Source organism: Paenibacillus sp. NEAU-GSW1 (assembly GCF_009737085.1).
Lineage (GTDB): Bacteria > Bacillota > Bacilli > Paenibacillales > Paenibacillaceae > Pristimantibacillus.
In genome coordinates this window covers 184013-209901 of sequence record NZ_WOVL01000008.1, presented here as the reverse complement: position 1 = coordinate 209901, position 25889 = coordinate 184013, and the positions used below count along the sequence as shown (strand labels likewise).

Annotated in this window: 15 protein-coding genes, 1 pseudogene and 1 other annotated feature; of the genes and pseudogenes, 14 read left to right on the top strand and 2 right to left on the bottom strand. The window is 52.4% G+C overall.

Annotation, left to right across the window (positions count from 1 at the left end; genetic code table 11):
* The 10 genes and pseudogenes from GOM71_RS23840 to GOM71_RS08245 all read left to right on the top strand — a co-directional run.
* Nucleotides 1-2142: pseudogene (locus GOM71_RS23840) on the top strand (hypothetical protein); the annotation flags it as partial.
* A gap of 21 nt (nucleotides 2143-2163) precedes the next feature.
* Nucleotides 2164-2790, top strand: a complete 627-nt coding sequence (locus GOM71_RS08285; RefSeq protein ID WP_156279719.1) for a CIS tube protein — start codon at nucleotides 2164-2166, stop codon at nucleotides 2788-2790.
* Nucleotides 2791-2796: 6 nt separating this feature from the next.
* A complete protein-coding gene (locus GOM71_RS08280) occupies nucleotides 2797-3888 on the top strand; it encodes a phage late control D family protein (RefSeq protein WP_156279717.1) in 1092 nt (363 codons plus the stop codon).
* A gap of 2 nt (nucleotides 3889-3890) precedes the next feature.
* Nucleotides 3891-4619: a phage baseplate assembly protein V gene (locus tag GOM71_RS08275; protein ID WP_216651727.1), complete on the top strand. Its 729-nt coding sequence runs from the start codon at nucleotides 3891-3893 to the stop codon at nucleotides 4617-4619.
* A gap of 62 nt (nucleotides 4620-4681) precedes the next feature.
* Complete coding sequence (locus GOM71_RS08270) at nucleotides 4682-5044, top strand: GPW/gp25 family protein (RefSeq protein ID WP_367649513.1); 363 nt, start codon at nucleotides 4682-4684, stop codon at nucleotides 5042-5044.
* Nucleotides 5045-5088: 44 nt separating this feature from the next.
* A complete protein-coding gene (locus GOM71_RS08265) occupies nucleotides 5089-8154 on the top strand; it encodes a baseplate J/gp47 family protein (protein WP_216651726.1) in 3066 nt (1021 codons plus the stop codon).
* A 25-nt stretch (nucleotides 8155-8179) separates the two neighbouring features.
* Nucleotides 8180-10414, top strand: coding sequence for a putative baseplate assembly protein (locus GOM71_RS08260; RefSeq protein WP_156279713.1), 2235 nt, complete (start codon nucleotides 8180-8182; stop codon nucleotides 10412-10414).
* Nucleotides 10415-10576: 162 nt separating this feature from the next.
* Nucleotides 10577-12628, top strand: coding sequence for a phage tail protein (locus tag GOM71_RS08255; RefSeq protein WP_156279711.1), 2052 nt, complete (start codon nucleotides 10577-10579; stop codon nucleotides 12626-12628).
* A 45-nt stretch (nucleotides 12629-12673) separates the two neighbouring features.
* The gene (locus tag GOM71_RS08250; RefSeq protein ID WP_156279709.1) at nucleotides 12674-14341 is read left to right on the top strand and encodes a hypothetical protein; all 1668 of its coding nucleotides are present in this window, start codon (nucleotides 12674-12676) and stop codon (nucleotides 14339-14341) included.
* A 125-nt stretch (nucleotides 14342-14466) separates the two neighbouring features.
* Entirely contained in the window at nucleotides 14467-15156 is a 690-nt protein-coding gene (locus tag GOM71_RS08245) for a PDDEXK family nuclease (RefSeq protein ID WP_156279707.1), read from the top strand.
* 365 nt (nucleotides 15157-15521) lie between these two features.
* Here GOM71_RS08245 and GOM71_RS08240 read toward each other — a convergent pair whose 3' ends face one another.
* Complete coding sequence (locus tag GOM71_RS08240; protein ID WP_156279705.1) at nucleotides 15522-17354, bottom strand: MORN repeat-containing protein; 1833 nt, start codon at nucleotides 17352-17354, stop codon at nucleotides 15522-15524.
* Nucleotides 17355-17741 (bottom strand): DUF4280 domain-containing protein, encoded by a 387-nt coding sequence (locus GOM71_RS08235; protein ID WP_156279703.1) that lies wholly within the window; start codon nucleotides 17739-17741, stop codon nucleotides 17355-17357.
* A 256-nt stretch (nucleotides 17742-17997) separates the two neighbouring features.
* Between GOM71_RS08235 and GOM71_RS08230 the strand changes: the two genes are divergently transcribed.
* From GOM71_RS08230 to pheS, 4 genes are all read left to right on the top strand, one after another.
* Nucleotides 17998-20745, top strand: a complete 2748-nt coding sequence (locus tag GOM71_RS08230; protein WP_216651725.1) for an adenylate/guanylate cyclase domain-containing protein — start codon at nucleotides 17998-18000, stop codon at nucleotides 20743-20745.
* A gap of 20 nt (nucleotides 20746-20765) precedes the next feature.
* On the top strand, nucleotides 20766-21287 hold the full coding sequence (locus GOM71_RS08225) for a GNAT family N-acetyltransferase (RefSeq protein WP_156279699.1): 522 nt from the start codon (nucleotides 20766-20768) through the stop codon (nucleotides 21285-21287).
* Between the two features lie 22 nt (nucleotides 21288-21309).
* On the top strand, nucleotides 21310-24351 hold the full coding sequence (locus GOM71_RS08220) for a cyclic nucleotide-binding domain-containing protein (RefSeq protein ID WP_173275386.1): 3042 nt from the start codon (nucleotides 21310-21312) through the stop codon (nucleotides 24349-24351).
* 89 nt (nucleotides 24352-24440) lie between these two features.
* Nucleotides 24441-24682 (top strand) — a binding site (T-box leader).
* Between the two features lie 170 nt (nucleotides 24683-24852).
* Nucleotides 24853-25884 carry a phenylalanine--tRNA ligase subunit alpha gene (pheS, locus tag GOM71_RS08215; RefSeq protein WP_156279695.1) on the top strand — a complete coding sequence of 344 codons (1032 nt, stop codon included), beginning with the start codon at nucleotides 24853-24855 and terminating at the stop codon, nucleotides 25882-25884.
* Nucleotides 25885-25889 lie beyond the last annotated feature (5 nt).

The window sequence follows — 25889 nt, the reverse complement described above, 5'->3', positions numbered from 1 at the left end:
CAAGCGAACGCGGGAGCGAAAGCGCAGGCAGCGATGCGAGCGAATGCGGTGACGTCGACGGAGCGGAAGGCAACGGCGGCGGCGCAAGCTGCGGAGCAAACGCATGCGAAGCGGCGAGGCAACGCGAAAGCTGAGCCGGAGGCGAGCGAGCGAGCAGGAGTAAGCGAGCAAGCGGATACGGGAGCGAAAACGCAGGCAGCGATGCGAGCGAATGCGGTAACGGCGACGGAGCGAAAGGCAGCGACGGAAGCGACGGCAGCGCAAGCAGCGGAGCAAACGCATGCGAAGCGGCGAGGCAACCCGAAAGCTGAGCCGGAGGCGAGCGAGCGAGCAGGTGTAAGCGAGCAAGCGAACGCGGGAGCGAAAGCGCAGGCAGCGATGCGAGCGAATGCGGTAACGGCGACGGAGCGAAAGGCAGCGACGGAAGCGACGGCAGCGCAAGCAGCGAAGCAGACGCATGCGAAGCGGCGAGGCAACGCGAAAGCTGAGCCGGAGGCGAGCGAGCGAGCAGGTGTAAGCGAGCAAGCGAACGCGGGAGTAAGCGATCAAGCGAACGCGGGAGCGAAAGCGCAGGCAGCGATGCGAGCGAATGCGGTGACGTCGACGGAGCGGAAGGCAACGGCGGCGGCGCAAGCTGCGGAGCAAACGCATGCGAAGCGGCGAGGCAACGCGAAAGCTGAGCCGGAGGCGAGCGAGCGAGCAGGAGTAAGCGAGCAAGCGAACGTGGGAGCGAAAGCGCAGGCAGCGATGCGAGCGAATGCGGTGACGTCGACGGAGCGGAAGGCAACGGCGGCGGCGCAAGCTGCGGAGCAAACGCATGCGAAGCGGCGAGGCAACCCGAGAGCTGAGCCGGAGGCGAGTGAGCGAGCAGGTGTAAGCGAGCAAGCGAACGCGGGAGCGAAAGCGCAGGCAACGATGCGAGCGAATGCGGTGACGTCGACGGAGCGGAAGGCAACGGCGGCGGCGCAAGCAGCGGAGCAGACGCATGCGAAGCGGCGAGGCAACGCGAAAGCTGAGCCGGAGGCGAGTGAGCGAGCAGGTGTAAGCGAGCAAGCGGACGTGGGAGCGAAAGCGCAGGCAACGATGCGAGCGAATGCGGTGACGTCGACGGAGCGAAAGGCAGCGACGGAAGCGACGGCAGCGCAAGCAGCGGAGCAGACGCATGCGAAGCGGCGAGGCAACGCGAAAGCTGAGCCGGAGGCGAGTGAGCGAGCAGGTGTAAGCGAGCAAGCGGACGTGGGAGCGAAAGCGCAGGCAGCGATGCGAGCGAATGCGGTGACGTCGACGGAGCGGAAGGCAACGGCGGCGGCGCAAGCTGCGGAGCAAACGCATGCGAAGCGGCGAGGCAACGCGAAGGCTGAGCCAGAGGCGAGCGAGCGAGCAGGTGTAAGCGAGCAAGCGGACGTGGGAGCGAAAGCGCAGGCAACGATGCGAGCGAATGCGGTAACGGCTGCGAAGCGAAAGGCAACGGCAGCGGAGCAAGCAGCGGAGCAGACGCATGCGAAGCGGCGAGGCAACGCGAAGGCGCAGGCAACGATGCGAGCGAATGCGATAACGTCGACGCAGCGAAAGACAGCGGCGCAAACGGCGGAGCAGATATATGCGCAGCGGCGAGGCGAAGCCAAGAAAGAGTTTGAAGCAGGCATGCTGGCAAGGACAAAAGTTAGTGCCCGAGCGATGCAAACTGCTGCGCAAGCCATGCGATCCATATCCATTCCGTCTATGCAAAGGTCAACGCTGCATACGTCCGTTATAGGGCGTTACAATGTGGCAGAGGATGCGCAGCTGGAGCAGCGGCCTTCATGGCCCATGCGATCCGTACATTTGAGCCGAGCGGATAAACGTCCGGATGAAGCCGGCAGATCGGGCTCAACCCTAAATTACGCACAGCGTAATGAGACTGCTCAGCCCGCGCAGATGAAACAACAGGTTATGCCGGATTTGGCATATACGAAGCTGAAGGCTGCAGCGCAAGATTCGCAGCGTACCGTTAACGTCGAAGCTCCCAAAGAACTTGATCCCGAAAAACTGCAAAAAATGATAATGAAAATGCCGAAGCTGAATCCGGACGCCATTGCCGATCAAGTGTTTAAAGCACTGGAGCGGAAAATGAAGCTGGAGCAGCGGAGAAACGGTTTTTAGTAAGGTTGGAGGCGTCCCTAAATGGCATTAAGCAAAGCGAAAATCATTGTCGAACGCAGCAGCGGGCAAGAAATTATCGAGGTCATGTTCAACCCTACAGAGTACGAGCTGGATACGGCAAACGAGTTTACGGACGACGAAGTTCCGGGCTTACAGACGCCTCTTGCTCAATATACCGGAGGAAAAGAAACGACTTTAACGATGGATTTGTTTTTTGATTCCTATGAGCTGGGGGAAGACGTTCGCAAGTTTACTTCCAAGATCGCGAATATTTTGGATGTCGATTCCGACCTTCATGCTCCGCCGCCTTGCCGTTTCGTATGGGGCTCGCTCGATTTTAAAGGCGTTCTCAATTCGGTCAAGCAGCGGTTTACGATGTTCCATGAATCCGGCGTTCCTGTCCGGGCCACGCTGAGCGTCAGCTTTACGAGCACGCAATCGATGAAAGAGCAGTATCAGGAAATACCGCGGCAATCGGCAGACCGGACAAAGCAAAGAACGGTTAAGCTGGGGGATCATTTATGGATGCTCGCAGCAGACGAATATGACGACCCGGGCGCATGGCGGCATATTGCGGAAGCGAACGGCATTGACAATCCAAGAGAGCTCACGCCAGGCCGAAAATTGACGATACCGAGATTGGAGTAGAGAACGATGGTAACTTCCGCAAGCGGATTTACTTCCCTTGAGACGAAATATAAACAATTTGCCGCTCCGGAAGCAGAAATCATTATAAACGGCCAAGCGGCTAATTTGTCCGAGATGGCGGTCGAATGGGTGGAAGTTGACTTATCGACGGAGCCGAAAGCGGATGTGGCCCGATTTTCGATCGTTAACGGCTTTGTCATTAAAGAAACGAAATTCAAATGGGTAGGCGATTTGATCAAAGTGGGCAATACACTGCAAATCAAATTCGGCTATGCCGATAAAAAGGAACTGTTATTCGACGGGCTTATTACCGGTTATTCACTGGACTATTCGCCGAATGCGAGTCCCAAAATTGTCGTTACCGGCATGGACCGTTCTTTTATGCTCATGCGTTCGGCTCATTCTAAAGTTTGGTCGGAAATGAAGGACAGCGATGTCGTCAGCCAAATCGCCGGACAGTACGGGCTGTCGACCGATATTGATGCGACAACGATAAAGCGAACCCGTATTGAGCAGACAGGCGTCAGCGATTATCATTTTATACGGTCTCTTGCAGTCGATAATGACCGGTTATTTTACGTAACAGCATCCAAGCTTTACTTTAAAAAACGGCAGACCGGCACCCCGGTCGTGTCGCTCAAATACGGACAGAGCCTGCTTAGCTTCATGCTCACAGTCGACGCTGCCGGACAAGTCTCGGAAGTAACGGTTCGCGGCTACGATGTTGCCAAGAAAACGCATGTAGAAGCGACGGCAAGCTCGGTAACGGCGATGCCGACGAAGTCGACAACCGGTCCGAGTCTGGCGAGCAAGCTGTCGTCCAATAAAAAGGAAATCGTATATACGCAAGTCGGCTCGCAAGCGGAAGCGCAGCTGCTGGCAACCTCAATGCTGGAACGAAGTGCGCGCGAACTTGTTACCGGACATGGCTCAAGCATCGGGCTTCCGGAAATAATGCCCGGCAAAATGATTCACATCGAAGGACTTGGCAACGGAACGGAATTGGATCAGACGCTCAGAATAACGAGAGCTACCCATCGTCTCGATGGGCAGGACGGATATAAAACCTATTTCGTAACGGAGGGGAATGCGATTTGAGTATGGATATGATGTTCTCCGGGTTGTTTGACCAGCATTCCCGTTCGATGGTGCCCGATCAGTTGTCCGGTGTATGGAATGCGATTGTGACGGATAACAAAGATCCGCAAAAGCTGGGGAGGATCAAGGTGAAATTTCCGCTTCGCGAAGGCGAGCTTCAGTCCGACTGGATTCGCATCGCAACGTTAATGGGCGGACCGTCTCGCGGCACGCTTTTTATCCCCGAAGTCAACGATGAGGTGTTGGTCGCATTTTTAATGGGCAGGGTAGACTCGCCGGTCGTAATCGGGTCGCTTTGGAATGATAAAGACAAGCCTCCGACTTCTCATGAGAAGAACGATATCCGGCAGATCAAAACGCGAGCCGGACATGAAATCACGTTCCAGGATACGGACAGCGACGGGAAAATTACGATTAAAAGCAAAGAAGGCCATCTGCTCGAAATGGAAGAAAAGTCGGATACGATCAAGCTGCAAACAAAAGATCAAGCGCAGTCTATCGTTATGACGGGAGGAGCCTCCGGCTCGATAACGGTAAAAGCCGGGACCTCTAAAATTGTCATGAGCAATCAGGGCGACGTATCAATAGAGGGAACGAAGTCCGTAACGGTGAAAGGCGCTAAGGTGGCCGTTGAGGCGCAAGCTTCGCTTACACTCGAGTCAGGCGGCATGCTGGAGATGAAAGCTAACGGCATCGTCACGATAAAAGGCGGCATGGTTAAAATCAATTAACGGGACGAAAGGCGGCGGAGCGTTTGTCAGCTTCTTTCTTAGGAAAAGGATGGAAATTTCCAGTGCAGGTTGACGCAGCAACAGGCCGGATCAAAATGTCGGAGGGCGAAGACGATATCGCCGAATCGATCCGGATTATTTTGCGGACGTCCAAGGGTGAAAGGCTGATGCGGCGTAATTTCGGCAGCGGTCTGAAATCGTTCGTATTCGGCACGACAGACGAGACCTCCATGCGATTGCTTGCTACCGATGTAGAGGATGCCATTCGCGGCTGGGAACCGCGCGTGAAGGATGTGGCGGTCGAAGCTCGGCCCGATCCCGTTCATTCGGGAAGGGTGCTCCTGAACGTCTCGTATGTGGTGCGGACGACGAACAATTTGTTTAACCAGGTATATCCGTTTTATTTAGAAGAAGGAAGTAATTGACGGGAGAGAACAGGGCGATGAATCACGGGGGAAATAGGGGCGAAATGAAACGCCCGCCGAACATCAATTCGAATAATGCGTCCTCGTTTGTCTCGCGGATGAAAGAGCTTGCTCCGTTTTATACGCCGGAGTGGCGCTTCTCGCCGGAGGATCCGGACGCCGGAACAGGATTGGCTTACCTGGCGGGGGATATGCTGCAAGACACGGTACAGCGTTTGAATCAAGCCCCGATCAATCATTTCCTGTCTTTTCTGGATCTGATTCAAGTCAAGCTGCAGCCGCCCCGTCCTGCGCGCGCGAATGTTGTTTTCTCGCTAAGCGAAGGAGCGGCTGAACCTGTTCATTTACCCGCAGGATTAATGCTTACTGCCTCCCATCCGGATGGCGGCGAGCCGCTTGTTTTCGAGTCGGAGCGGGCGCTTGCAGCCACGCCGGCCAAGGTGATGGAATGGATCAACGTACATCCGGAACGAGATCGTATCGCAATTGCGGCAGAACATTATTCCGAGCAAAATACAGCCGGAACGGCGCCTCCAATCCGTCTATTTGATACGGACCATTATCGGAACGAACAAGAGCATGTGCTTTATCTGCGTCATGATGAATTGTTTTTAGCCGATCGTCCATGCCGTTTTTACTTGCACATTGAACATAGCGAAAAACGTTACGCCGAGCCTGAGATCGCTGCGGCACTAGCTTCTAATGCGGTTGAGTGGTCCTATCCGAGCGGCGGTCGGTGGACCCGGTTTGATTCGGTGACGGCCGCAGGAAACATGATTATATTACATAAGCAGAAGCCGGGGTTCATTGAAGAAACCGAGCATCAGCATATTCTCGGCCGGTGGATTCGCTGTACGCTAAAGCCATTGGCGGATGCTGCTTCTCCGTTGCTCCGTGCCAATTTGGAGCTGGATCGAGTAAGGGTAAGAGCTTCGCATGATAGGGAAGGCGATGCGCAAGGCATTCTGCCGACGGATTTGTTTTATAACGAAACCGAGCTGCTTCGGGACGGCTTTTTTCCCTTTGGCGAGCATTTTGTTCCTTATTCCGTATTTTATTTATCCAGCGAGGAGACGTTTACGAAAAGAGAAAGCCGAATGCGGCTCCATTTTGCCGCAAAAGCGATTGCGAGCCGAATTAGAATGGCGCCGGATCCGGAAGTACAGTGGAAGATGGTCATGCGGACTTCGGAGTTTGAGGAAAAGGATCCTCCCCGCGTGCGCATCCGTAAGGTGCAATGGGAATATTGGGACGGCGCGAACTGGGCGGCGCTGCCCGGCGGAGAAATGTACAGCCAAATGTTCGAGGATTTGCCGGAGCATCAGGCGAAAAGCTTCACCTTAGAATTTATTTGCCCCGAAAATATGGCGAAAACATTCGTCAACGGCAAATTCGATTTTTGGATTCGTGCTCGTGTTATACAGGTGGATCCGATTATTGCCTCTGTTGTGGAATATATGCCGCCGTGGCTCTCTTCGCCAGCATTTTCGTATGCGCAAGGTTCTCAGACGCTTATGCTGCCAGACAGCGCATATACAAGAAGCAACGCGGACGACAGGGACCGGTCGGCTGCCGTTCGCCAAGGAGGCCAGCCGTTCCGGCTGTTCGAACCGATTCCTTGTCCGCAGCCTGCCGTATATGCGGCTTTCGATATCGCTCCTGTTAAAGGGCCTCTCGGCATGCATGTTGCGCTTGACCGCCGCTTTGCATCCGGGGGCGAGCCGCCATGGATCGAATGGGAAGCGTTATGCTATGAGCAAGGCAGATATGTATGGCTGCCGTTAAAAATGAATGACGGTACTCAAAGCTTTACGTTTAGCGGTTTTTTGAACTGGGCGGGGCCGGCGAATATGGCGCTGGTTCGATTGTTCGGAAGAGAGCGTTATTGGCTGCGTGCGGTGAATCGGGACAGCCAAATCGGCGGCTTGAAGGAAGGCCATCCGATCGCTGGAAGAATTGATATGAATGCGGTTCCTGTACGCCAGCATATAAGCCTGGAGCGTGAAATGGCGGTTGCCGCAAACGGCAGCGTGCAGCTGACGCCGGGCGCTTTTATCGAAGAAGAAGTTTGGGTGGACGAGAAGGAGCGATTTACGGAATTTGAACGTGAAACGCTGCTTGCGCGTTCAGAAGGCTATATGGCCCAGCGCGATGGCGAAGGGGTGCTGCAACGTTTCTGGGTGCGCTGGAACCAAGTGACGTCATTGGCGGAATCCGGGCCTGATGACCGGCATTATACGGCTGAATATGCAAATGGAAATTTGCAGTTCGGAGACGGGGTTTGCGGCATGCTGCCATCGGTAGACGGGACGGATCTTGTACGGATCCGGTTTAAAACGACTGAGGGCGCGAGGGGCAATGTTCCGTCCGGCTCCATTACCGGCATGCAGCTCCCATATGCCTTTATTAGCGGTGTAGCCAATCCGGAACCTTCCGCCGGAGGCGGAGATTCGGAGAAAATCGAACAGGCGATGGCTCGCGGTCCGCAAATGCTCAAACATCGCGGTCGAGCGGTCACGGCTAAGGATGTCGAGTGGCTGGCAAGAGAGGCTTATCCGCAAATCGCCAAAGTTAAATGTATTTCAAATCGCAACGGATTGATGGAACGCGCGCCCGGCTCGCTGGCGATCGTTGCTTTTCCGGCAGGTGGATTGGCCGATGCGGCGCAATTTCCCGAGCTGCGGACGACGGTAGAACGCAAGCTGCGTCAGCAGGCTTCAAGCCTAGTCGCGCTTGGAGGAGCCCTTTCCGTTATCGAGCCTGCTTATTTGGAAGTGTCTGTCCACGCCACGATTGCGGTGCATTCGATCGACGAGATGCTGCCTGCAGAAGCGGCTTGTACGGCAAAGCTGAATCAATTTTTGGATCCGATTGCCGGCAATGCGGACGGCAGAGGCTGGAATATCGGAGAAGCGCTTCATCCTTCGCTTATTCATTCCTTGCTTCATTCTGTCCGGTATCTGGCTTATATAGAACGTCTTTACTTGCATGTGGTTAGAATCGAAAACGGGAATCGCCAAGAATGGGATCCTGGAAAAATGAGCGATATCGCGCACGGTATCATTGTGAACGGGCAGCATACGATAACGGCTATTCCATCGCCTAACTAATTCAGAAGAGAGAGGAGGAAATCGAATGCTTCCCAAACTTCCTTTGGACGATCGTTCCTATGCGGACATCGTCGATCAAGCAAGACGAATGATTCCTAAGCGCGTGCCGGAATGGACGGATGAAAACGCGCATGATCCCGGCATCACGTTCTTGGAGCTGTTCGCGTGGCTTACTGAAATGCAACGCTTCTTTATTAGCAGAGTCCCAGATAGAAGCCGAATTAAATTTCTCGATCTGCTTGGCGTAAAGCCAGCAGATGCATCGGCCGCAAAGGCGCAGCTATGTTTTAGCGGCATTTCCCGAAAGACGGTGCTGCCGCGCGGAACGAAACTGCTTGCCGAAGATCAAATGTTCGAGACAGCGGCGACGCTGGCATTAAATCCGTTAAAGCTTGACCGGATCGTAAGCCGAACAGAGCTGGAATCTAATGATGTGACGGCTTCCAATGAGCAAATGAACATTTCGTTTTATCCGTTCGGAAAAGAAGCGGGGGCAGGCTCGAGGCTATATATCTCGTTTGATCGAGAGCTCGATATGTCAGAGCAGATTGAGCTTTCGGTGAAGCTGAAGGACGGCGGCTTATTCGGGGAGCATTCCGATTCTTCTCTGAACCGAAATGCGGTTACGCCTTCCGCAACGCTTTCATGGAAGGCATATGCATGGGACGAGCAATCAGGCGTTGCGGGCTGGATTCCGATGGACGTCGTCGAAGACGAAACGGTGCATTTTACGTTAACGGGAAAACTAACGGTACGCAATGTTGCGCGAATGCTGCCCATTACCGTACATCCGGCCAATGACCGGTTTCGTTATTGGATTTGCTGCACGATCGAGCAGGCAGGCTATGAATTGCCGCCAAGGATCGATGCTTTAATGCTTCATACAGTGGAAGCCGTTCAGAAGGACACACTTTGCGAAAGCCATATTTGCGAATTCAGAGCCTGGCAGCATGAACTTCGTATCTCCAGCTATTTGGCCCTTTACGGCGACTTGAAAATTCAGCTGATGGATAAAGACGGCAGCTGGCGTTATTTACCTGAAAGCGATAATGGTTTTGAAAATTCGGTCGTAATTTCAAGAAATAGCGAAGAGGGTGCCGCTGTAATCCGGTTTTCTGAAAGCTTCGCAAAGACGCAGTCCGGCGTGGCATCAGCCGTACGATTCATTGCAAGCAGCACGGATTTTGACAGATACAGAATTATCGGTAGAAGCAACGGGCTGCCGGGACAAATGTTCGAATTATACGATCTGCCTTGCGCGCATAAAGATGCAATTCAGCTGCAGGTCGGATATCCGGATGCGAACGGAACGCTCGCATGGCAGGATTGGACGCGCGTCGACAACTTCGATCATTCGCAATCGGGCGACCTGCACTTCCTGTACGAACCTTCCGAGCGCAAAGTTATATTCGGCAATGGCGAGCATGGAGCTGTGCCCCCTGCGAGTTTGGAGCCGAATATTTGGCTGGTCGGCTGCGAGCTGGGCGGAGGCGAAGGCGGCAATGTAAAACCTGGTCTTATATCGGAGTGGATTAATGAAGAACAGCGCAGCTACGGATTGAAGGTTACGAATCCGGAATACGCTCGCGGCGGAAAGCAAGCGGAGTCGCTTGCGCAGACACTGCAGCGGGCGCAGTTCGAGCTGAAACAGACGTTCCGGGCCGTGACGGAAGAGGATTATGAAACAATCATAAAATCGGCGCCTGGCGTCCAGGTCGCTCGAGTTCATGCGATTCCGCTGTTTAAGCCCGGCCTTGCCGATTATCCGCGCACGAAAGCGCCGGGACAAATTTCGGTCGTCGTAGTTCCGAACAGCCTGAGCCGCACGCCGCAGCCGAGCCCCGGATTTTTGCAGACCGTGAAGCGTCATTTGGACAGCCGGCGACTCGTAACGACGGAAATTCATGTCATTCCGCCGGTTTACGTTAAAGTGACCGTGCATGCGGTTATCGTCGTTGAGCCTCAATATATCGACGAGGGAGCATCAATCGTTGCAGCGTTGCAAGAGCTGCTTCGTCCGCTAGGAAATGGCGAGAACGGCGCGAACGAAGGCTGGGATTTTGGAAGACCTGTATATAAAGGCGATATATATAACGCGCTGAGCGGAAGAAACGGGATTGTATACATTCAAGATTTATGGCTGGACGCAGACGGGCCGCATGTGAAAAAAAGCAAAGGCGGCGATCTGTTGCTTCCGCCGCACGGCTTGGTTTATTCCGGGCAGCATGAAATTGAACTCGTAAGCCGACTGCATTTGTAATGCGCAGAACCGGGAAACAGCGGAGTGAATTTGAACTCCGTTCGAATTCCTGATGTATAGCGGAGTGAATTTGAATTCCATTCAAATTCCTGATGTAAGGAGGGAAGCAGACTGAACGGAGAACGTTTTTTTTCGATAAACCGCGAAGAAGACTGGCAGCAAATGACCGTCTACAATTTGGAGTGGAACCGGTCGGGCTTCGGCATTCGCCGGGATAATAAGTACGGAATCCACGCCATGTTGAAGCTCGGGGATTTAAACGGGACGGCACGAATCAAGGAAATGGCGTTAGGGCGGCATGATCGCTTGTATTTGCTGGATGAACGCTCTGATCTATGGATTTATGACCGGCGGAACAATGAGCATAAAAGGCTGTTTACGCAAGGTCACGGCCTGTTCACAGCTAATGCCCGAATTGCCGCTTCCGGCGAAATCGTGTTTATTGCCGATGCAGGCAGCGGACCGACGCTTGCCGCTTACAACGCAGGCAACGGTCAGACGTTGTGGTCTCGTTCCGGCAGCGAGGCGGAGGGATTTCCACTCGTTCCGCTGGCATTGGCCGTCGATGGCAGCAGCCTGTTTGTGCTAACGCCGCTAGAGATCGACAACGGCGAAAGCGAGCCTGCCATTCCTGAAGGCGGCAAGCTCGGCATCATGCAGTTTACGCTGTCCGGCCAATTGATCGGCGTTTGGAGCGATCCGGCGTTTCATCAACGGATTCGCGCGAAGCTGAAGCATTTGCACCGCACCTACTTTTTATCGATATCGCCGGATCGCAGCTTGTACATATTTGATACGCTTTTTGCCAAGCTTTTCTCTTTTCGCCGAGACGGCAGGCTCGATGTTCGACTTGAATTTCCGCAAATGCCTTATGCAGGCTTATGCATCGATACGAGCGGCAGCCTGTATATCGGCGATTCAAGGGAGATTGACCGGGAGAGCGAGGATGACCGATTTATCATTCAAGCGAAGGCCGATGGCGATCTAGTAGGACGGATTACCGGCTTTCGCGGCAAATCGGATCAGCTGCTAATTGACGATAAGGATCGGATGTATATTCTAAACGGCGAAGACAGCGAAATAACGATACTTAATCTTCAGCCGCAGACGCTTGTCATGGAGCAGACTGGGGTGCCGGAAGGCGTCTGGCTGTCGCGGGCATTTGACAGCACGGAATCGGATACGGTATGGCATAAAATGACGCTGGAAGCTTTCGTACCCGAAGGCACGCAGCTTCGCGTTTCGTACTTCAGCTTAAATGAAGATAGCTGCATCTTGAACGGCAAGTACACGAAGGTAGACGACTGGATCGCCAATCCCGATATCAGCTATCGCGACAAGCTTTCAGCGCTTGCGCCTTATTGGTCTTCTTCTGTTATTAATCCGAAGGATGCGCTGTTCTCCGGCGCAAAAGGCCGGTATTTGTGGATCAAAATCGAATGGCTCGGCACAGAACGCCATACGCCTTCGTTGCAGCGCCTTAGAGTACATTTTCCTAGGGAAACGTATTTAGCCTATTTGCCGGCCGTCTACCAGGAGGATGGGGCAAGCCGCGACTTTCTGGAACGCTTTTTATCGTTATTTGGCACCATGTTCGCCGAGCTCGAGAGCGACATCGCCAATATGCCGCAATATTTCGATGCGGAGCTGGCTCAAGGGGAGCATTTGAGATGGCTTGCTTCATGGATTGGCCTTGAGACGGACGATTATTGGACCGATGAACAGGTTCACGCCTTTTTTAAGGAAGCGCCTGAGCTGTACAAATATCGTGGCACAAGGCAAGGCATCGAGAAATCAATTGCTGCGTATACCGGCCAAAGGCCGTTGCTGATCGAGCACTTCCAGACGAAAGCAATGCGCGATAATGCAGAGCTTCGAGATTTAACCGATCGGCTGTACAGCAATGATCCCTATACATTTACGGTGCTTCTGAAGCCTGAACAAGCGCCGACAGAGAAACATCGGGTCGTAATCGAGCAGCTGCTTGAAGAGCAAAAGCCGGCTTATACGGAGGCGAGGCTCGTATTGCTTCAACCATGGATGTACCTGGACTTGCACACGTATCTAGGCATTAACACGGTGTTGACCGAACCGTCCCTTCTTACGCTCGGCTCGGACGGCGCGATGCCGAACGATACGCTCATCGTAGATTTGGGCTTGGAAAAGCGGATAGACGTTCATACCCGGCTTGAGATGGATTCAGAGCTTGAATAAATGCGGCATGCGAAATATTAAGCGTATACGAGGAGAGTGGCAGTAGTGAAAAAATCGAGGCTTTACCCCTTTGAAAGAAACCGGTACTTTTACGGCAAGCTGCTGACGGTGCGCGACTTCGAATCGGAGCAAAAATATGTGAACGACAAAAGACGGCTGCTGAACCGGCTGTTGTTCGGCAGCGGCGTTGTGTCGGGCATGCAGGTCGTTGCGGTAGACGATAAAACGATTTCGGTCGAAATGGGCGTCGCAATTGATTATATCGGACGCGAAATTGTCGTTCCTGCTCCGGTTACGCTAAAGCTGTCAATGATCGAAGGCTTCACCAACAACGAATACAAGAAAAACGTATACTTATGCGTCGCTTACGACGAGAAGGGCAAGGAGCCCGTCCACTCTGTCGGCAATTCTTCCGTTCGTTCAGATGAAGTCAGTGAATACAATCGTGTGCTGGAATCCTACAGGCTGTTTATTGTAGAGGAAGCGCCGGCTCCAGCCTCCTTCGAATTCGTTCAGTTGATGGAAAATGTAGCGACGATTTATCAGGATGCCAATGTGCGAATTACACAGCGGATGCCGAAATATGTAAACCCTGGCGAGGTCGTGGAGGTACGCCTCATCGTTGAAAAAACGCTGCAGACGCCGCGAATCGCTTTTAATTACGAGTATGATGCGACAGGATTTGTACCGCTTGGCCCCGAAGGGAACGCGGTTTCGTTTATGGAAGCGGGCAACGCGGGAGAAACCGAATTCGTGCTGACCTACAACGTAAAAGCGCCTCAGGAAGCCGGAGTTAAGGCGGCGCTGTCCATACCGAGCGAGAAAGCTAAGCTGACGATCGGCGATGAATTTATCCCGATCGACGTAAACGCGGTGCACCAGATCGAAGTGTTGTCGGAGCCGGCAGCGGAACGGCTGTTGGCCGATTGGCATAATCGCAGCCTCGAGCAAGCAGTTGAAGGCTCCGCCGATCAAAGCATTTGCTTGGCTAAAATTAGCCTGCTGCAAATGGGGCCTACTTATATGATAGAGAAAGTAGACCGCGTGCCGTTCGGCGAATATATCGAAAATGCCGCGCTGCTGCAGCGTCTCGGCCAATCGTCGCGCGGATCGGCGCTGCATAAGTTTTTTGCGAGCGCGGAAGCTCACGATTTGGAATTTGACGCGAAGCCTTCACTTGATGTCACCTATCATCCGGACCGGAATGAGTTCGACTTTAAGCTCGGCATTCCTCGTCCGCAGCATTTATACGACGAGATAGCGACAGGTACAATGGAAGTCGCGCTTGAAGCGATCGGTAAAACCGGCGGGTTCTTCTTCTCGAGAGGCAAGAAGAACTTCGTTTCCGAGGAGATCAATCACGGTCTTGGAGACGGACATGTTACGGTTGTTGTCGGTCTGGAGGAGACGGAATCGTCAGTCGCATCGGATATTACAAGTACAAATAAACGAGTCTATTACGGGCAAAGCGATGTGTTTAAAGGAACGGAGTTTGAGCCGGACATTCCGAACGTGTCGCTTGGAACGATCGTATATCCGGAGAAAGGAACGTTCCGAATCGGCATGAAGCTGCAAAGCGATGTTGAGACGGCTGCATCCGTTATCGCAGTGCGCTGGTGGGCGTTCAAAAGCCTTTCAGGAGCGGTGTCGGATGCAATAAGCGAGGAATTTGTCGACGCGATTGCGCAGGCTGCGGCAGCGAAGGAGAAATAGTTCACTGAGTTGATAACGTGATGCAAATATTAGTATAACCAAGAAAGCAGTGACGAAGAACGTCCTTTGCCGCGTGGCCGCGGCAGAGGGCGTTTTGTTTTATTATGATAGGGGGTTTGAAGAGGATGAGCGGAACGATTGTTTTGTTTGAGCAGGCATATGATGCGTTTCTGGAGAAACATCTGGCAGGAAGAAGCGGAGAACGGCGAGCAAGGCTCGCGCGAGGTCACTCCTATGCGGAGAAGCTGTTTCTGAAACAAGTATGGTGGCCGTTGGCGGGGCATTTCGAGCATTTGCATCCTGAATATGAGATTTGGGATTGGAATCGAAAATCGCAGTTTTTAGATTTTGCTTATATTACGCCTTTAGGTCGGTTCGGCTTGGAATGCGACGGCTATCAAAGCCATGTAAAGGATATGGATAGAGAGCGGTTTAGTTACGCGTTGAATCGGGACAATTTTTTAACGGGATCAGGGTGGAGGATGCTTCATTTTTCATTCGATGATGTACAAAGCAGGCCAGAGGTTTGCAGAATGCTGCTGCAGCATGCACTAGGGCCGGCATTGTTGCGAAAGGATGAGGGGAGCCGCGGCAGTCTGGGACGGGTGGAAAAAGAGATTTTGCATTTGGCTTGGCAGCTAGGCCGTCCGGTTAGGCCTAAGGATATATGTGAATGGTTACAAATTGACTACCGGACAGCGCGTAAGCATTTATTGGCGATGGTCTCGAAAGCTCTGTTGGATCCGGTCTCGAAAGGCCGGACAAATCGCTATTATGCGATCAATCAGGGAGCGTTGGAGCAATTGTACAGGTAAAGAGTCTGAGGGGGGCTAATTAGTGGATTAATCCAGTATAGAGCGCAGAAATGGTGCGGATGAGCGAAAGTTAGTGGATAAATCCAGTATAGAACGGGGAAATGGTGCGGATGAGCGAAAGTTAGTGGATAAATCCAATATAGAGCGCAGAAATGGTGCGGATGAGCGAAAGTTAGTGGATAAATCCAATATAGAACGGGGAAATGGTGCGGATGAGCGAAAGTTAGTGGATAAATCCAATATAGAGTGGAGGGATGGGAGGGATTGCAAAAATAAGACGGTCGGGAACGATGGGAGAGGTGAGTGATTGGCAGGTTGATAAAATAATAAGCACAAGCTCGCTTAGGAGCTTGTGCTTATTTATTTTAGGTTTCCGGTTCGATGTAGCTGAGTGTCAGTCTCACTGGAACTTTGTTGCTATAAGTAAATTGGAGCAGTGCATTGCCTGATTTGTAGACGACGCTTGTTTTGCCGTCGGCCAGTTTTTCGGTGACGGAAGCTGCCTTGGCGTCTTTTAGACGTTTAATCGTTTGGTCGATGACGGTGCGGTTCCACGTATTCAGCTCTCGTACGTAGTATGCTTCCGGATTGTCCGGATCTGCCTCAAGTACGAATGATAGTTGGCTTCCGCTATAGGTTAGCGTCACCGGCAAAGGCGCTGCAATTTCAGGCAGCAGCGCATCAAGTCCAGGATCCTCGGCAACCGCCGATTCTGTATCCTTAGCGGGTGCTTGCTCTTTCGTCTCCAAGTCGGATGCTTTTGGTGAAGCTGGCGTGTCAGCCGCGTTAGCTTTATCGGTGCCGGTGCTTCCATCAGCTGTATTGGCGTCGCCGGATGCGGAGTTGGAAGCCGATTGTCCCGAGTCGTTCGCTGCCGCATTCGTTCCATCGCCTTGGCCTTCGCTGTCGGCCGATCCGGCAGCAGGACTCTCCGACGGGGTTTCCGTACCGCCTAACCCGTCGTTATTCGATACGGCGCCTTCCTCTTCTGCGGCTGGCGTTTCTGTCGGCAAAGGCGCGTCGGCCGCTCCAAGCATTTCTTGCAGCTTTGCGAGCGGCAATTGCATAAACCCTTCAATAAAAGAGGCTCCGCTTCTAAAAAATCCTTTGTAAAGCATTGCGCCGTCCGCGTCAAAAAGCGTGCCGACGCCTTCGTATTTGCCGTTAACGAACTTCCCGGCATAGACGGGAGCGCCGTTAGCGCCAAAGGCTTGACCTTCTCCGTTCATTTGCCCGTTTGCGAACGCGCCGGCATAAATGACGCTGCCGCTATTGTTATACAAGCTTCCGGCGCCGTGATACTGGCCTTGCATAAAAGCGCCTTCGTATTGCGTTACGCCTGAAGCAAAGTATTGCTTGCCAGGTCCGCTCAGCAAACCGTTCTGGAATATACCTTCAAATTGCAGCGTGCCGTCATCGCGGTACAGCTTTCCTTCGCCTTCGTATCGTCCGTCGGCCAGCAGTCCCTCATAGATCAGCTTGCCTCCGGCGCCGTAGAGCTTGCCTTCGCCGGTACGCGCACCTTTCACGAACGCGCCTGTGTATTGGAGCGAACCGTCCTGCGCATATTCGGTACCGGCTCCCTCGTATAAACCTAAAGCAAATGCGCCTTCATAACGCGGCTTGCCATCCGGATAAAACAGCGTGCCTGCGCCCGAATACTTATCGGCCGCAAAAGCTCCCCGATAGAGCAATCCGCCGTCCTCGCCGTAATGCTCGCCTGCGCCTTCCTTCAGCCCTTTAACAAAATCGCCTTGATATTGCAGCTGGCCATTCGGATAGAAAAGCTTGCCTGCGCCTTCATAAAGGCCGTTGACGAGCGCGCCTTCATAAATGACATTGCCATCGGCGTCTTTGACGGTCGCATTCCCGGTAAAGCTGCCGGTTGCGGCAGCCGACGCCGTTAATTGCGGCGTGCGTCCGAACCATTTATTCAGAAATGAAGGCGGGTTAATAAATCCGAAGTAGGTAATGAGAAGCGCAATTACAATCAGCAGGGCTACCAGCTTTTTGGCAATATAATAGCTTCCGACTTTCAAATAATTGTCCAGTGAACGCAGCGGCCCGAAAAGCGCAGTGACCAAAAACTTGCGGAGCAAGGCAAGAAGTCGTTTTGGCAACGTCTTGGCGCGTTTCAGCGGCGTTATAATGATCCGTTTGATCGGCTTGAAAATCGGCTTTAGCAGTTGTTCGATCATTTATGGCACCTGTATTGTGACTTGTCCAGGATTGACGATCTGAATGACGCCGCCCCAGGCGCACATGCATTTCGACATATTGTTAAGAGCAGGCATATTCGCGATCAAAACTGTCGGCGAGCCTGGCGCCCAAGGAGCAGCAGTGACAGGAACGCAAGGCTGCGGCGTCAGAACGCCAAGAGCTGCGGCTGTTGCGCTGGCAACGGCTGGGTTGGCCAATGATGAACAAACGCCGAAGGGGGTAATGTTCATCATTGGTTTATTATCCATAATATTTGCGATCGGAGTCGTCGTCGTGACGAGATTGAGCGGAAGGACGTTCAACGTACCTGGAGCCATTCCGAACGTGCATTGCAGCGAGGCTCCGCCGCATACCAATTGACCCATAGCAAACCCTTTCTGCGCGAATCGGCATCGTCCGATTCTACCAGTTTCTTCTACTGATAATAGTACTATATGTGTTAGGGAGCTTCAACCAAAAACCTGCAATTTTCGCCGTTTCTCTGCAAAACGATAGAAGGAAATTGGTGTAAATCCGAATAACATGTAGTACTATGAAATTATTAGTAATTCGTTCGAAACTATTATGGCAGAGCAACAAAAAAACGATAGATTAGCAAAGAAATAGAAAGCGATGGTGTCCATGAGAAAGTCCGCGTGGAGTGTAGCAGTGCTGCTAATATTGACAGCAGCCATTGGTCTTTGGTTGTATCCGAATTCCAATCGGCTTATGTCGCCCCCGTTCTCGAATGAAAAGTCGCTCACTTATTTATCCAAAGTGACGACTGATGCAGACGGAAATGTGGCGTTAATCGGAGATTCACGTCAAGAAATTGTGCTAGTGGATTCGCAAGGCACGCTTTCCAGCCGCTATAGTCAGCAAGCGAGCGACGGGAGAAGGCATGATTTCAACGATGCGGTCGCAGCGCCGGACGGCGTCATTTATGCCCTGGACACGGTACTGGACAATTACGGCCTATACGTACAGGAAGAAAGAATTGTTCGATTCGAACCGGGGAGCAGCGCGGGGACGGTGCTGTACAGCCTTAAAGGAGACGGCACGGATAAACGCGTCGGGCAAATAAAAGGGCTGCAGGCCGAAGGCCCATCGATTTATTTCTATACGATAAAAGATTCAACGATTCAACAGCATGCGCTGTCTGTTGAAGGCGGCGAGGCAAAGCAGTCGTTTGCATTCGACGTGCCGGACAACCGTTTCCTATCGGAAATTGTAGGCTATGAGCCCGGGCTCATTTACTATGCAACGAAAAGAGGCGCTATTTTTCGTGTAGCGGAAGACGGTTCGAGTGAAATGGCTTATCCGCTGCAAGGAATGGAGCGTACGCGGACTAATTTCCCCGAGGCGCTGCAATTGCACAGCGACGGAAGACTCTATTTTATAGACCGACTGCTGAATGCTGTAACAAGCCTTAAGGCTGCCGATTCAACGGATTTGCGCATCGAGCTGGCAGAAAGCTCGCTTCAAGCGAAAGCGCCGGATGCCGAAAATCTGGAAATGACAGATATGATGGTCGATCCGGCAGGCATGCTGCATGTCGCGCTCGATGATCGGGTGCTGAACTGGGATCAAGGCCATAAAACGGCAACCGTATACAAATCAGTAGATTATGATCGCGAGTTTGTATGGCAAGGCTGGCTGGTCTGGCTTGCAGCCGCCGTATTGCTGGTATCTGTCATCACAATGCTGCGTCTCGTTTACGTTAATCTGTTGAACCGGCGCATATCGCTGTTTGTGAAGCAGATTGTAACGTTAGTTCCAATACTGACTATCTCCATGCTGTTGTTGTGCAATTTTGTATACAACAGCTTCTCTTCGCGGATGGAGGATGAGATGCAGCGGCAACTGTCGCTGCTTGCGCGCAACGGACAAAACATCATTAACGGCGATCAATTAAACAAGCTTTCATCGCCGAACGACTATCGCAACGAAGATTATATGGCGATCTACCGAAAAATGAACTTCCTCTTCGAAAGCGAGGACGCCGCTAACCGGAAAGGGCTTTACAGCACGCTCTATAAGTACGAGAACGGCGGGCTGTTCATTATGATGGACGACGATGACGGCGTCAATATGTACAAGCCGTTTCCATTAAGCGACGAGAATCAAAAAGTGCTGGAGCAAGGAGAGGTCATTACCGGCAAATGGGAGGACGCTACTGGCAAATGGCTGTACGGCATCGGACCGATCTATGATTCTTCCGGCAAGATTGTCGGTATTTACGAGACCGGCCGCGATCTGAACGTCCTGTATGAATCGAATAAAACGATTTATTCCAGCATTGTGCTGAACATCGCCATTATTAGCCTTATACTGATCGCGTTGATTGCGGCGGCTACTTATTTCATGCTGTCGTCTCTGCGCAAGCTGCGAAGAAGCGTTATGGATATGGCGAACGGCAACTGGAATGTCGAGGTAAATCTGAAGTCGAGGGATGAAGTCGGCGACCTTGGCGAGCAATTCAATCTAATGGCGCGTCACATCCGCAACTATATTAAAGACATTACCTCGTTCAGCGAGGCGTCGCATCGGTTTGTGCCGCAGCAATTTTTCAAATATCTCGGCAAAAAAGGCATTCTCGACATTCATCTTGGCGACCAGGTGCAGCAGAACATGACGGTAATGGTAGCGAACATTCGCGCCTTCGAGCAGCTTTCCAAGCAGCTTTCGCCAAAGCAAAATTTCGATTTCATGAACAATTTCCTGAAAAGATTCAGTCCCTTCGTACGCAAGGAAGAGGGTCTGATCAGCAAGTATTTGGGCGCAGGCTTTATGGCGCTGTTTCCAACCCATGCGGATGACGCTTTGCGGGCGGCCGTATCGATTCGACGAGAATTGACCGCATACAATGAGCATCTCGCGGGAACCGGCTTTAAACCGGTCGATTTGGGGATGGCCATTCATAAAGGCCCGTTGATGCTGGGCATCGTAGGCGAAGAGCAGCGCATGGAAGGGAACGTAATATCCGATGACGTCAACATGACGACTGTCCTTGAAAAAGTATCGGAAACGATGGGCGCGCCAATATTGGCGACACGCACCTTTTTCGAACAGCTTCGTTCGCCGGAACGATTCCGCCACCGCTCGCTCGGGCGCATACGGATAGAAGGCAAAGACGAGCCGATCGAGCTGATCGACGTTTACGAAGGCGACAGCGAAACGATCCGGCAATTGAAAGACCGTACAAAAACGATGTTTGAACGCGGTATTTTATTATGCCAGGAAGGCCGGTTTTTCGATGCGCGAGAAACCTTCGTCGAAGTCATTAGGCAAAATCGCGCGGATAAAGCAGCCAGACTGTACTTCTACTTATGCGATGAATATTACCAGAAAGGCTCTGCTGAGGGCTGGAACGGAACGCTGGCCGTATAGTGGGAGAGGGGGATGGAAGCATGCTGGTGGGACAATACCGGATCGAGCTGCTCGATTCGGTTGATTTTGCGGAACGAATAACGCAATTTCTGCTTTCGGAACATTCATTTGACGATACGCGATATACACCGGGAGAATTAGCCCATTTTCGAGAGCTTCCGCACCGGGCTTTAGCGGGAGAGCATGTGCTGTGGTATGCGTTAAATGAAGCAGGCGAAGTGATTGCTGTCAATAGCGTAACCGAAAATGAACAGCAGACGGGCGGTTACAGCTGGGATTATATCGTCGTGCATCGCAGCTGCCGCAAGTCGGGCCTTGCCACGGCAATTATTGACGAGATGCTCGCTTTTCTCATGCTCATCCGTTCGAGATATATCATTACATATACTTGCGATCTGCCGGAGTATGCCGCTATTAGAAGGCTGTTCGAGAGGAATGGCTTCTCCTTGGTCGGCAGATGCCCCGACTATTATTATGATGGCGAAGACAGACTTATCTATTACCGCAAACTTGAATATGGCAAGCCAAATGAAGAGAAATGAAACTTTGCAGGATGGAATACATATGTTAATAGACAGAATGATAGGCGCCATAGGCGCGCGAGCCGAGGACCAGCGCAAGCTGCTTCTGATGGCTCCCGTTTTTTTTATATGCGGCATTGCCGAAATGTTGAATTACAACGGTTTTATGACGCTGTTCAATCAGCGGCTCGGCAGCGAGTATTTGCCATACGTCTATGCAGCGGAAGCGGTTATTCTCCCGCTCGAAGCATGGCTTCTGTCGTCGCTGGCGGGAAGGCTGCCAAAGCCGCAGCTTATGAGGACGATGTACGGCATTATGCTTGGCATTGTAGCGGTTAACGCGGCAGTTCTTCTATCGTTTCAATTGCTGGATTTCGAGCTTTTATGGTACTACCCTGTGTTGTTTGTATTTTCTAATTTCGTCGTCCGCCAGCAGACGATTTTGCTGTGGAGCCTTGCGGTTGATACTTGCCAAACGCAGCAAGCGAAGCGGCTTATGCCGATTTTCGTAGGCGCCGCAACACTTGGCGGCGTCGCTGCCGGTTTGCTTGCTCAAGGGATCAGCCTTGCATTTGGGCCGGAGACGATTTATGCAGCGGGAGCCGTTTTGCTGGCAGTTGCTTGGCGCAACTATAATCGCGTTATTGCCCGTTATTTAGTGCCGCTGTCTCTGAAAACGGAAGCTGCCCGCGAGGAAGCTCCGGCACTCACGACGGGACAAGTATTTATGCAGGCGCTGCATTCGCCGTTTCTGCTTATCGTCATTCTGCTCATGACATTAATGCCCGCGCTTTATTTTTTGATGGAATATGAGTTCTTAAACGTCACGCGCGTTTACTTCGAAACTGAACAGCAATTTAGCCGATACTTCGGGTTCATTACGATGCTGCTGTTCGTGCTGGCTTTCCTGCTCCAGACGGTATCAGGCAAGCTGATGGCTAAGCTCGGCGCGAGCCAAATGCTAACGGCGATTGCCGGCATTTACGTGCTGTCTTTCGCTTGTGCATTCGCTTTGGTAGGCAGCAGTGCAGCTTTGCCTATTATTTCGACGGGGTACATGCTTCTTTACTTGTTGCTCTATTATTCCGCAGAGCCGTCCTATCAGCTTTTTTTCAAAACGTTTCCGCTGGCGCATAGAGACAGCTATCGCTATGCTTCGCAAGGCATAGCGGCTTCCGCTGGCATAATGCTCGGAGCGGCTTTGCAATTTCTCCACTCCGGCTTAAGCTTGTCATGGACGATGTTGTCGCTGGTCGGTCTGATCGGTTCAGCCGTTCTCCTCGTCATGGCATGGCTCGGACGGAAATTTTATATGCGCGAGCTGGTAGGCAGCGTTCAATCGGCAGGCGAGCTCGATTTGGCCGAGCAGTTTGAGGAGCTAGTCCGCAATCCTGCGGCAATTGCGCAAGTTCGCGGAATGCTGAAGGATGGATCGGACTCGGCAAAGGAAATCGCGCTGCAAATTATTCAGCGGATGGACAACCCGAGGGATTTGCCGATGCTTCTGAAGCTGATTGATGATTTGAATCCGCGGATTCGGAATGGAGCCGTGCGGGCGATGAACGTATCGCAAGCCGATTTGTCTGCGATGGTGAAGGTGGCGGCCTTTTTGGAGGACCCGGACGACGAGCTCCGTGCCGAAGGCGTAAGACAAATCGGGAAGATGAAGCATATGGAGCCTCAAGCGCTTTATTTTTTACGGCAAAAGCTGCTTGACCGTCATCCGGCTGTCGTCGCTGAAGCAGTAAAGGCGATGTATTCCTTCCATAATGCGCCGAGCTTTGAGGCATGCGCAGAAGTCATCGACCGAATATTGGATGAGGGAGGGCAAGCCTCGGTATATATTTGCCGAGTAGTAGCAGAACTGAAGCTGATCAGCTTCGTTCCCAAAATCGAGAGACTGGCAGACGATGCACATCCTGCAGCAAGAATAGCGGCGGTCGAATGTCTAGGCCATTTAAAAGAGGTTTCATTGCTTCCTAAATTGCTGCGGGGCTTGCCTACAATGGATCAGGAAATGACCCGGACTTCTCTTGATTATTTTGTCCGCCTTGGAAATGCTGCGGTTGAACCGTTGCTGGAGCAGCTGAAAGGGGCGCATCCAAAACGTTGGACTGTCGCTATTCAAGCATTGGCGCAATTGCTTCCGGAGGAAGATATCCGGGCGAAGCTGATTGATGAAGCTTGTAACCGGTTAACGGAGCTTGAACAGGCGGAAACGTACAGCTCGGCATTCCATGCTATTAGGCGTGCTGATTTGAGCCAGCTGTCCGTTCTGCGGTGGCAGGAAGTAAGGCTGTTAATCATGGAAGGAGCTTGGAGCCTCTTAGGAGGACTGGCCGATGAACAGGTTATGGAAGCTGTGCGAAAGGCTTCCGGTGATCCCGATGAAGAAATTCGCAGCAACGGCTGGGAGGTGCTGGCTGAAGGCGTTGGCGACCGAAGACTGTCTCAGAAGCTGCTTGCCGTGCTGGAAGGGATGGACGTCCGCACTGATGCTGAACCAGATGTGCTGAAAGCAAGAGAAACGATTCAAGAAGCGCTCCATGGCTCAGACGATTGGTGGCGGGAGATGGCTGCAGCGGCACTGGCAGCGGAAAGCGAGGGGAGCGTTATGTCGCAGGAACAGCAAATGATGGGCAGGCTGAATAAAGTTGTGTTTTTGCGCGAAGTGCCCTATTTCGCCGACTTGTCGCTTGAGGAGCTCGGTTTGATTGCGAATATTGCTGAAGAATGCGTCTATCCTGATGATGCAAAGCTGCTTGAGCGGGGCGAGCCAAATCCGGCGATGTATGTGATCGTCGACGGCAATGTCGAGCTGACGAGCATTTCGGCGGCTGGATGGGAAGGCACGATCGGCGTGCTTGGCACAGGAGATGTATGCGGCGTTACTTCGGCAATCGACGGCACGCCATCAACGGTGACGGCGCAATCGCTGTTAGGCGATGTGCGTGTGCTGAAGCTGGAAGGAGACGCGGTTTCAAGGCTGATCCGGCTTTATCCGGAAATCGGCATCGGGCTGCTGCGTGCTTCATTTGCCCGTATCCGGCTGCTTGAAGAAATGATGATGCGGATTGATTCGTAAACCGACGTCCAAGCTTTGTTTTCCTTATGTTGCAACGGCAGCGCGATTTGAATATAATAAAAAGTAATGTTCAACGAAGTATGCATAGCATGAAAGCGTAGATGGAGAAGAGTAAGCAGTTCTGTCGTACAGGGAGAAGACGCCAAGATTGAGAGCGTCTTTACGGAATGAGGCTGCCGAAGTTCGCTCCGGAGCAGACGCCTGAAACGCACTTGGGTGCGCAAGTAGGGAGTGTCCGGTTCCCGCCGTTATGGGATATGAGGGGTTGCAGAAGCTGAAGCATGCGCAGCAATCCGAATTAGGGTGGTACCACGGTTCTTTCGTCCCTTACGGGGAGAAGGGGCCTTTTTTTGTTTTTCCCAAGCAGAAACCGCTTCGCCGATCATTGGCGGCGGAGCTTCGTTTCGCGATGAAATATAAGCGTAGTATAGGGAAAATCCTATATTGTCTTATATTCAGGAAACGGCGGTACTTTTCAATTGAAAATGGAGGCGAGCTACGATGAAGGAAAAGTTGGAGGCGCTGCGCGTCGAGGCGCTGCAGGAGCTGCAGCAGGTAGACAATCCGCAGCTGCTTAATGATTTGCGGGTTAAATATTTGGGCAAAAAAGGCGCGTTGACGGAAATTCTTCGCGGCATGGGAGGCTTGAGCGCGGAAGAGCGTCCGATTATCGGTCAAGTCGGCAACGATGTGCGGGCTGCGATTGAAGCTGTAATTGAAGAAAAGCAAGCTGCATTTCTGCAAGCGGAAACGGAAAACCGTCTGCGCGCAGAGACGATTGACGTAACACTTCCCGGCAAGTCATTGCCTACCGGTTCGGTGCATCCGCTGAACAAGGTCGCTCAGGAAATCGAAGATATTTTCGTAGGCCTTGGCTATTCCATCGCGGAAGGACCTGAGGTAGAGACGGACTATTTCAACTTCGAAGCGTTGAATCTGCCGAAAAACCATCCTGCCCGCGATATGCAGGATTCGTTCTACATTACGGAAGACATTCTGATGCGCACGCATACTTCGCCGGTTCAAGTACGTACGATGAAGCAAATGAACGGCAAGCCGGTCAAAGTCATTTGCCCGGGCAAAGTATATCGCCGCGACGACGACGATGCGACGCATTCATTCCAGTTCAATCAAATCGAAGGTCTCGTTATCGGCAAAAACATTCGGATGAGCGACCTGAAAGGCACGCTGCTGCAATTCGTACAGCAAATGTTCGGCGCGCAGGCGCAAATCCGCCTTCGTCCGAGCTTCTTCCCGTTCACAGAGCCTAGCGCTGAGGTTGACGTTACTTGTGTGCAATGCGGCGGCCACGGTTGCCGGATGTGCAAGCAAACCGGCTGGCTTGAAATTCTCGGCAGCGGCATGGTTCATCCGCGCGTGCTCGAAATGGGCGGCTACGATCCAAACGAAGTAAGCGGCTTTGCGTTCGGCATGGGCGTAGAACGGATTGCGCTGCTTAAATACGGCATCGACGATATTCGTCATTTCTACACGAACGATCTGAGATTTTTAAGCCAATTTGCGAAAATGTAACGGGA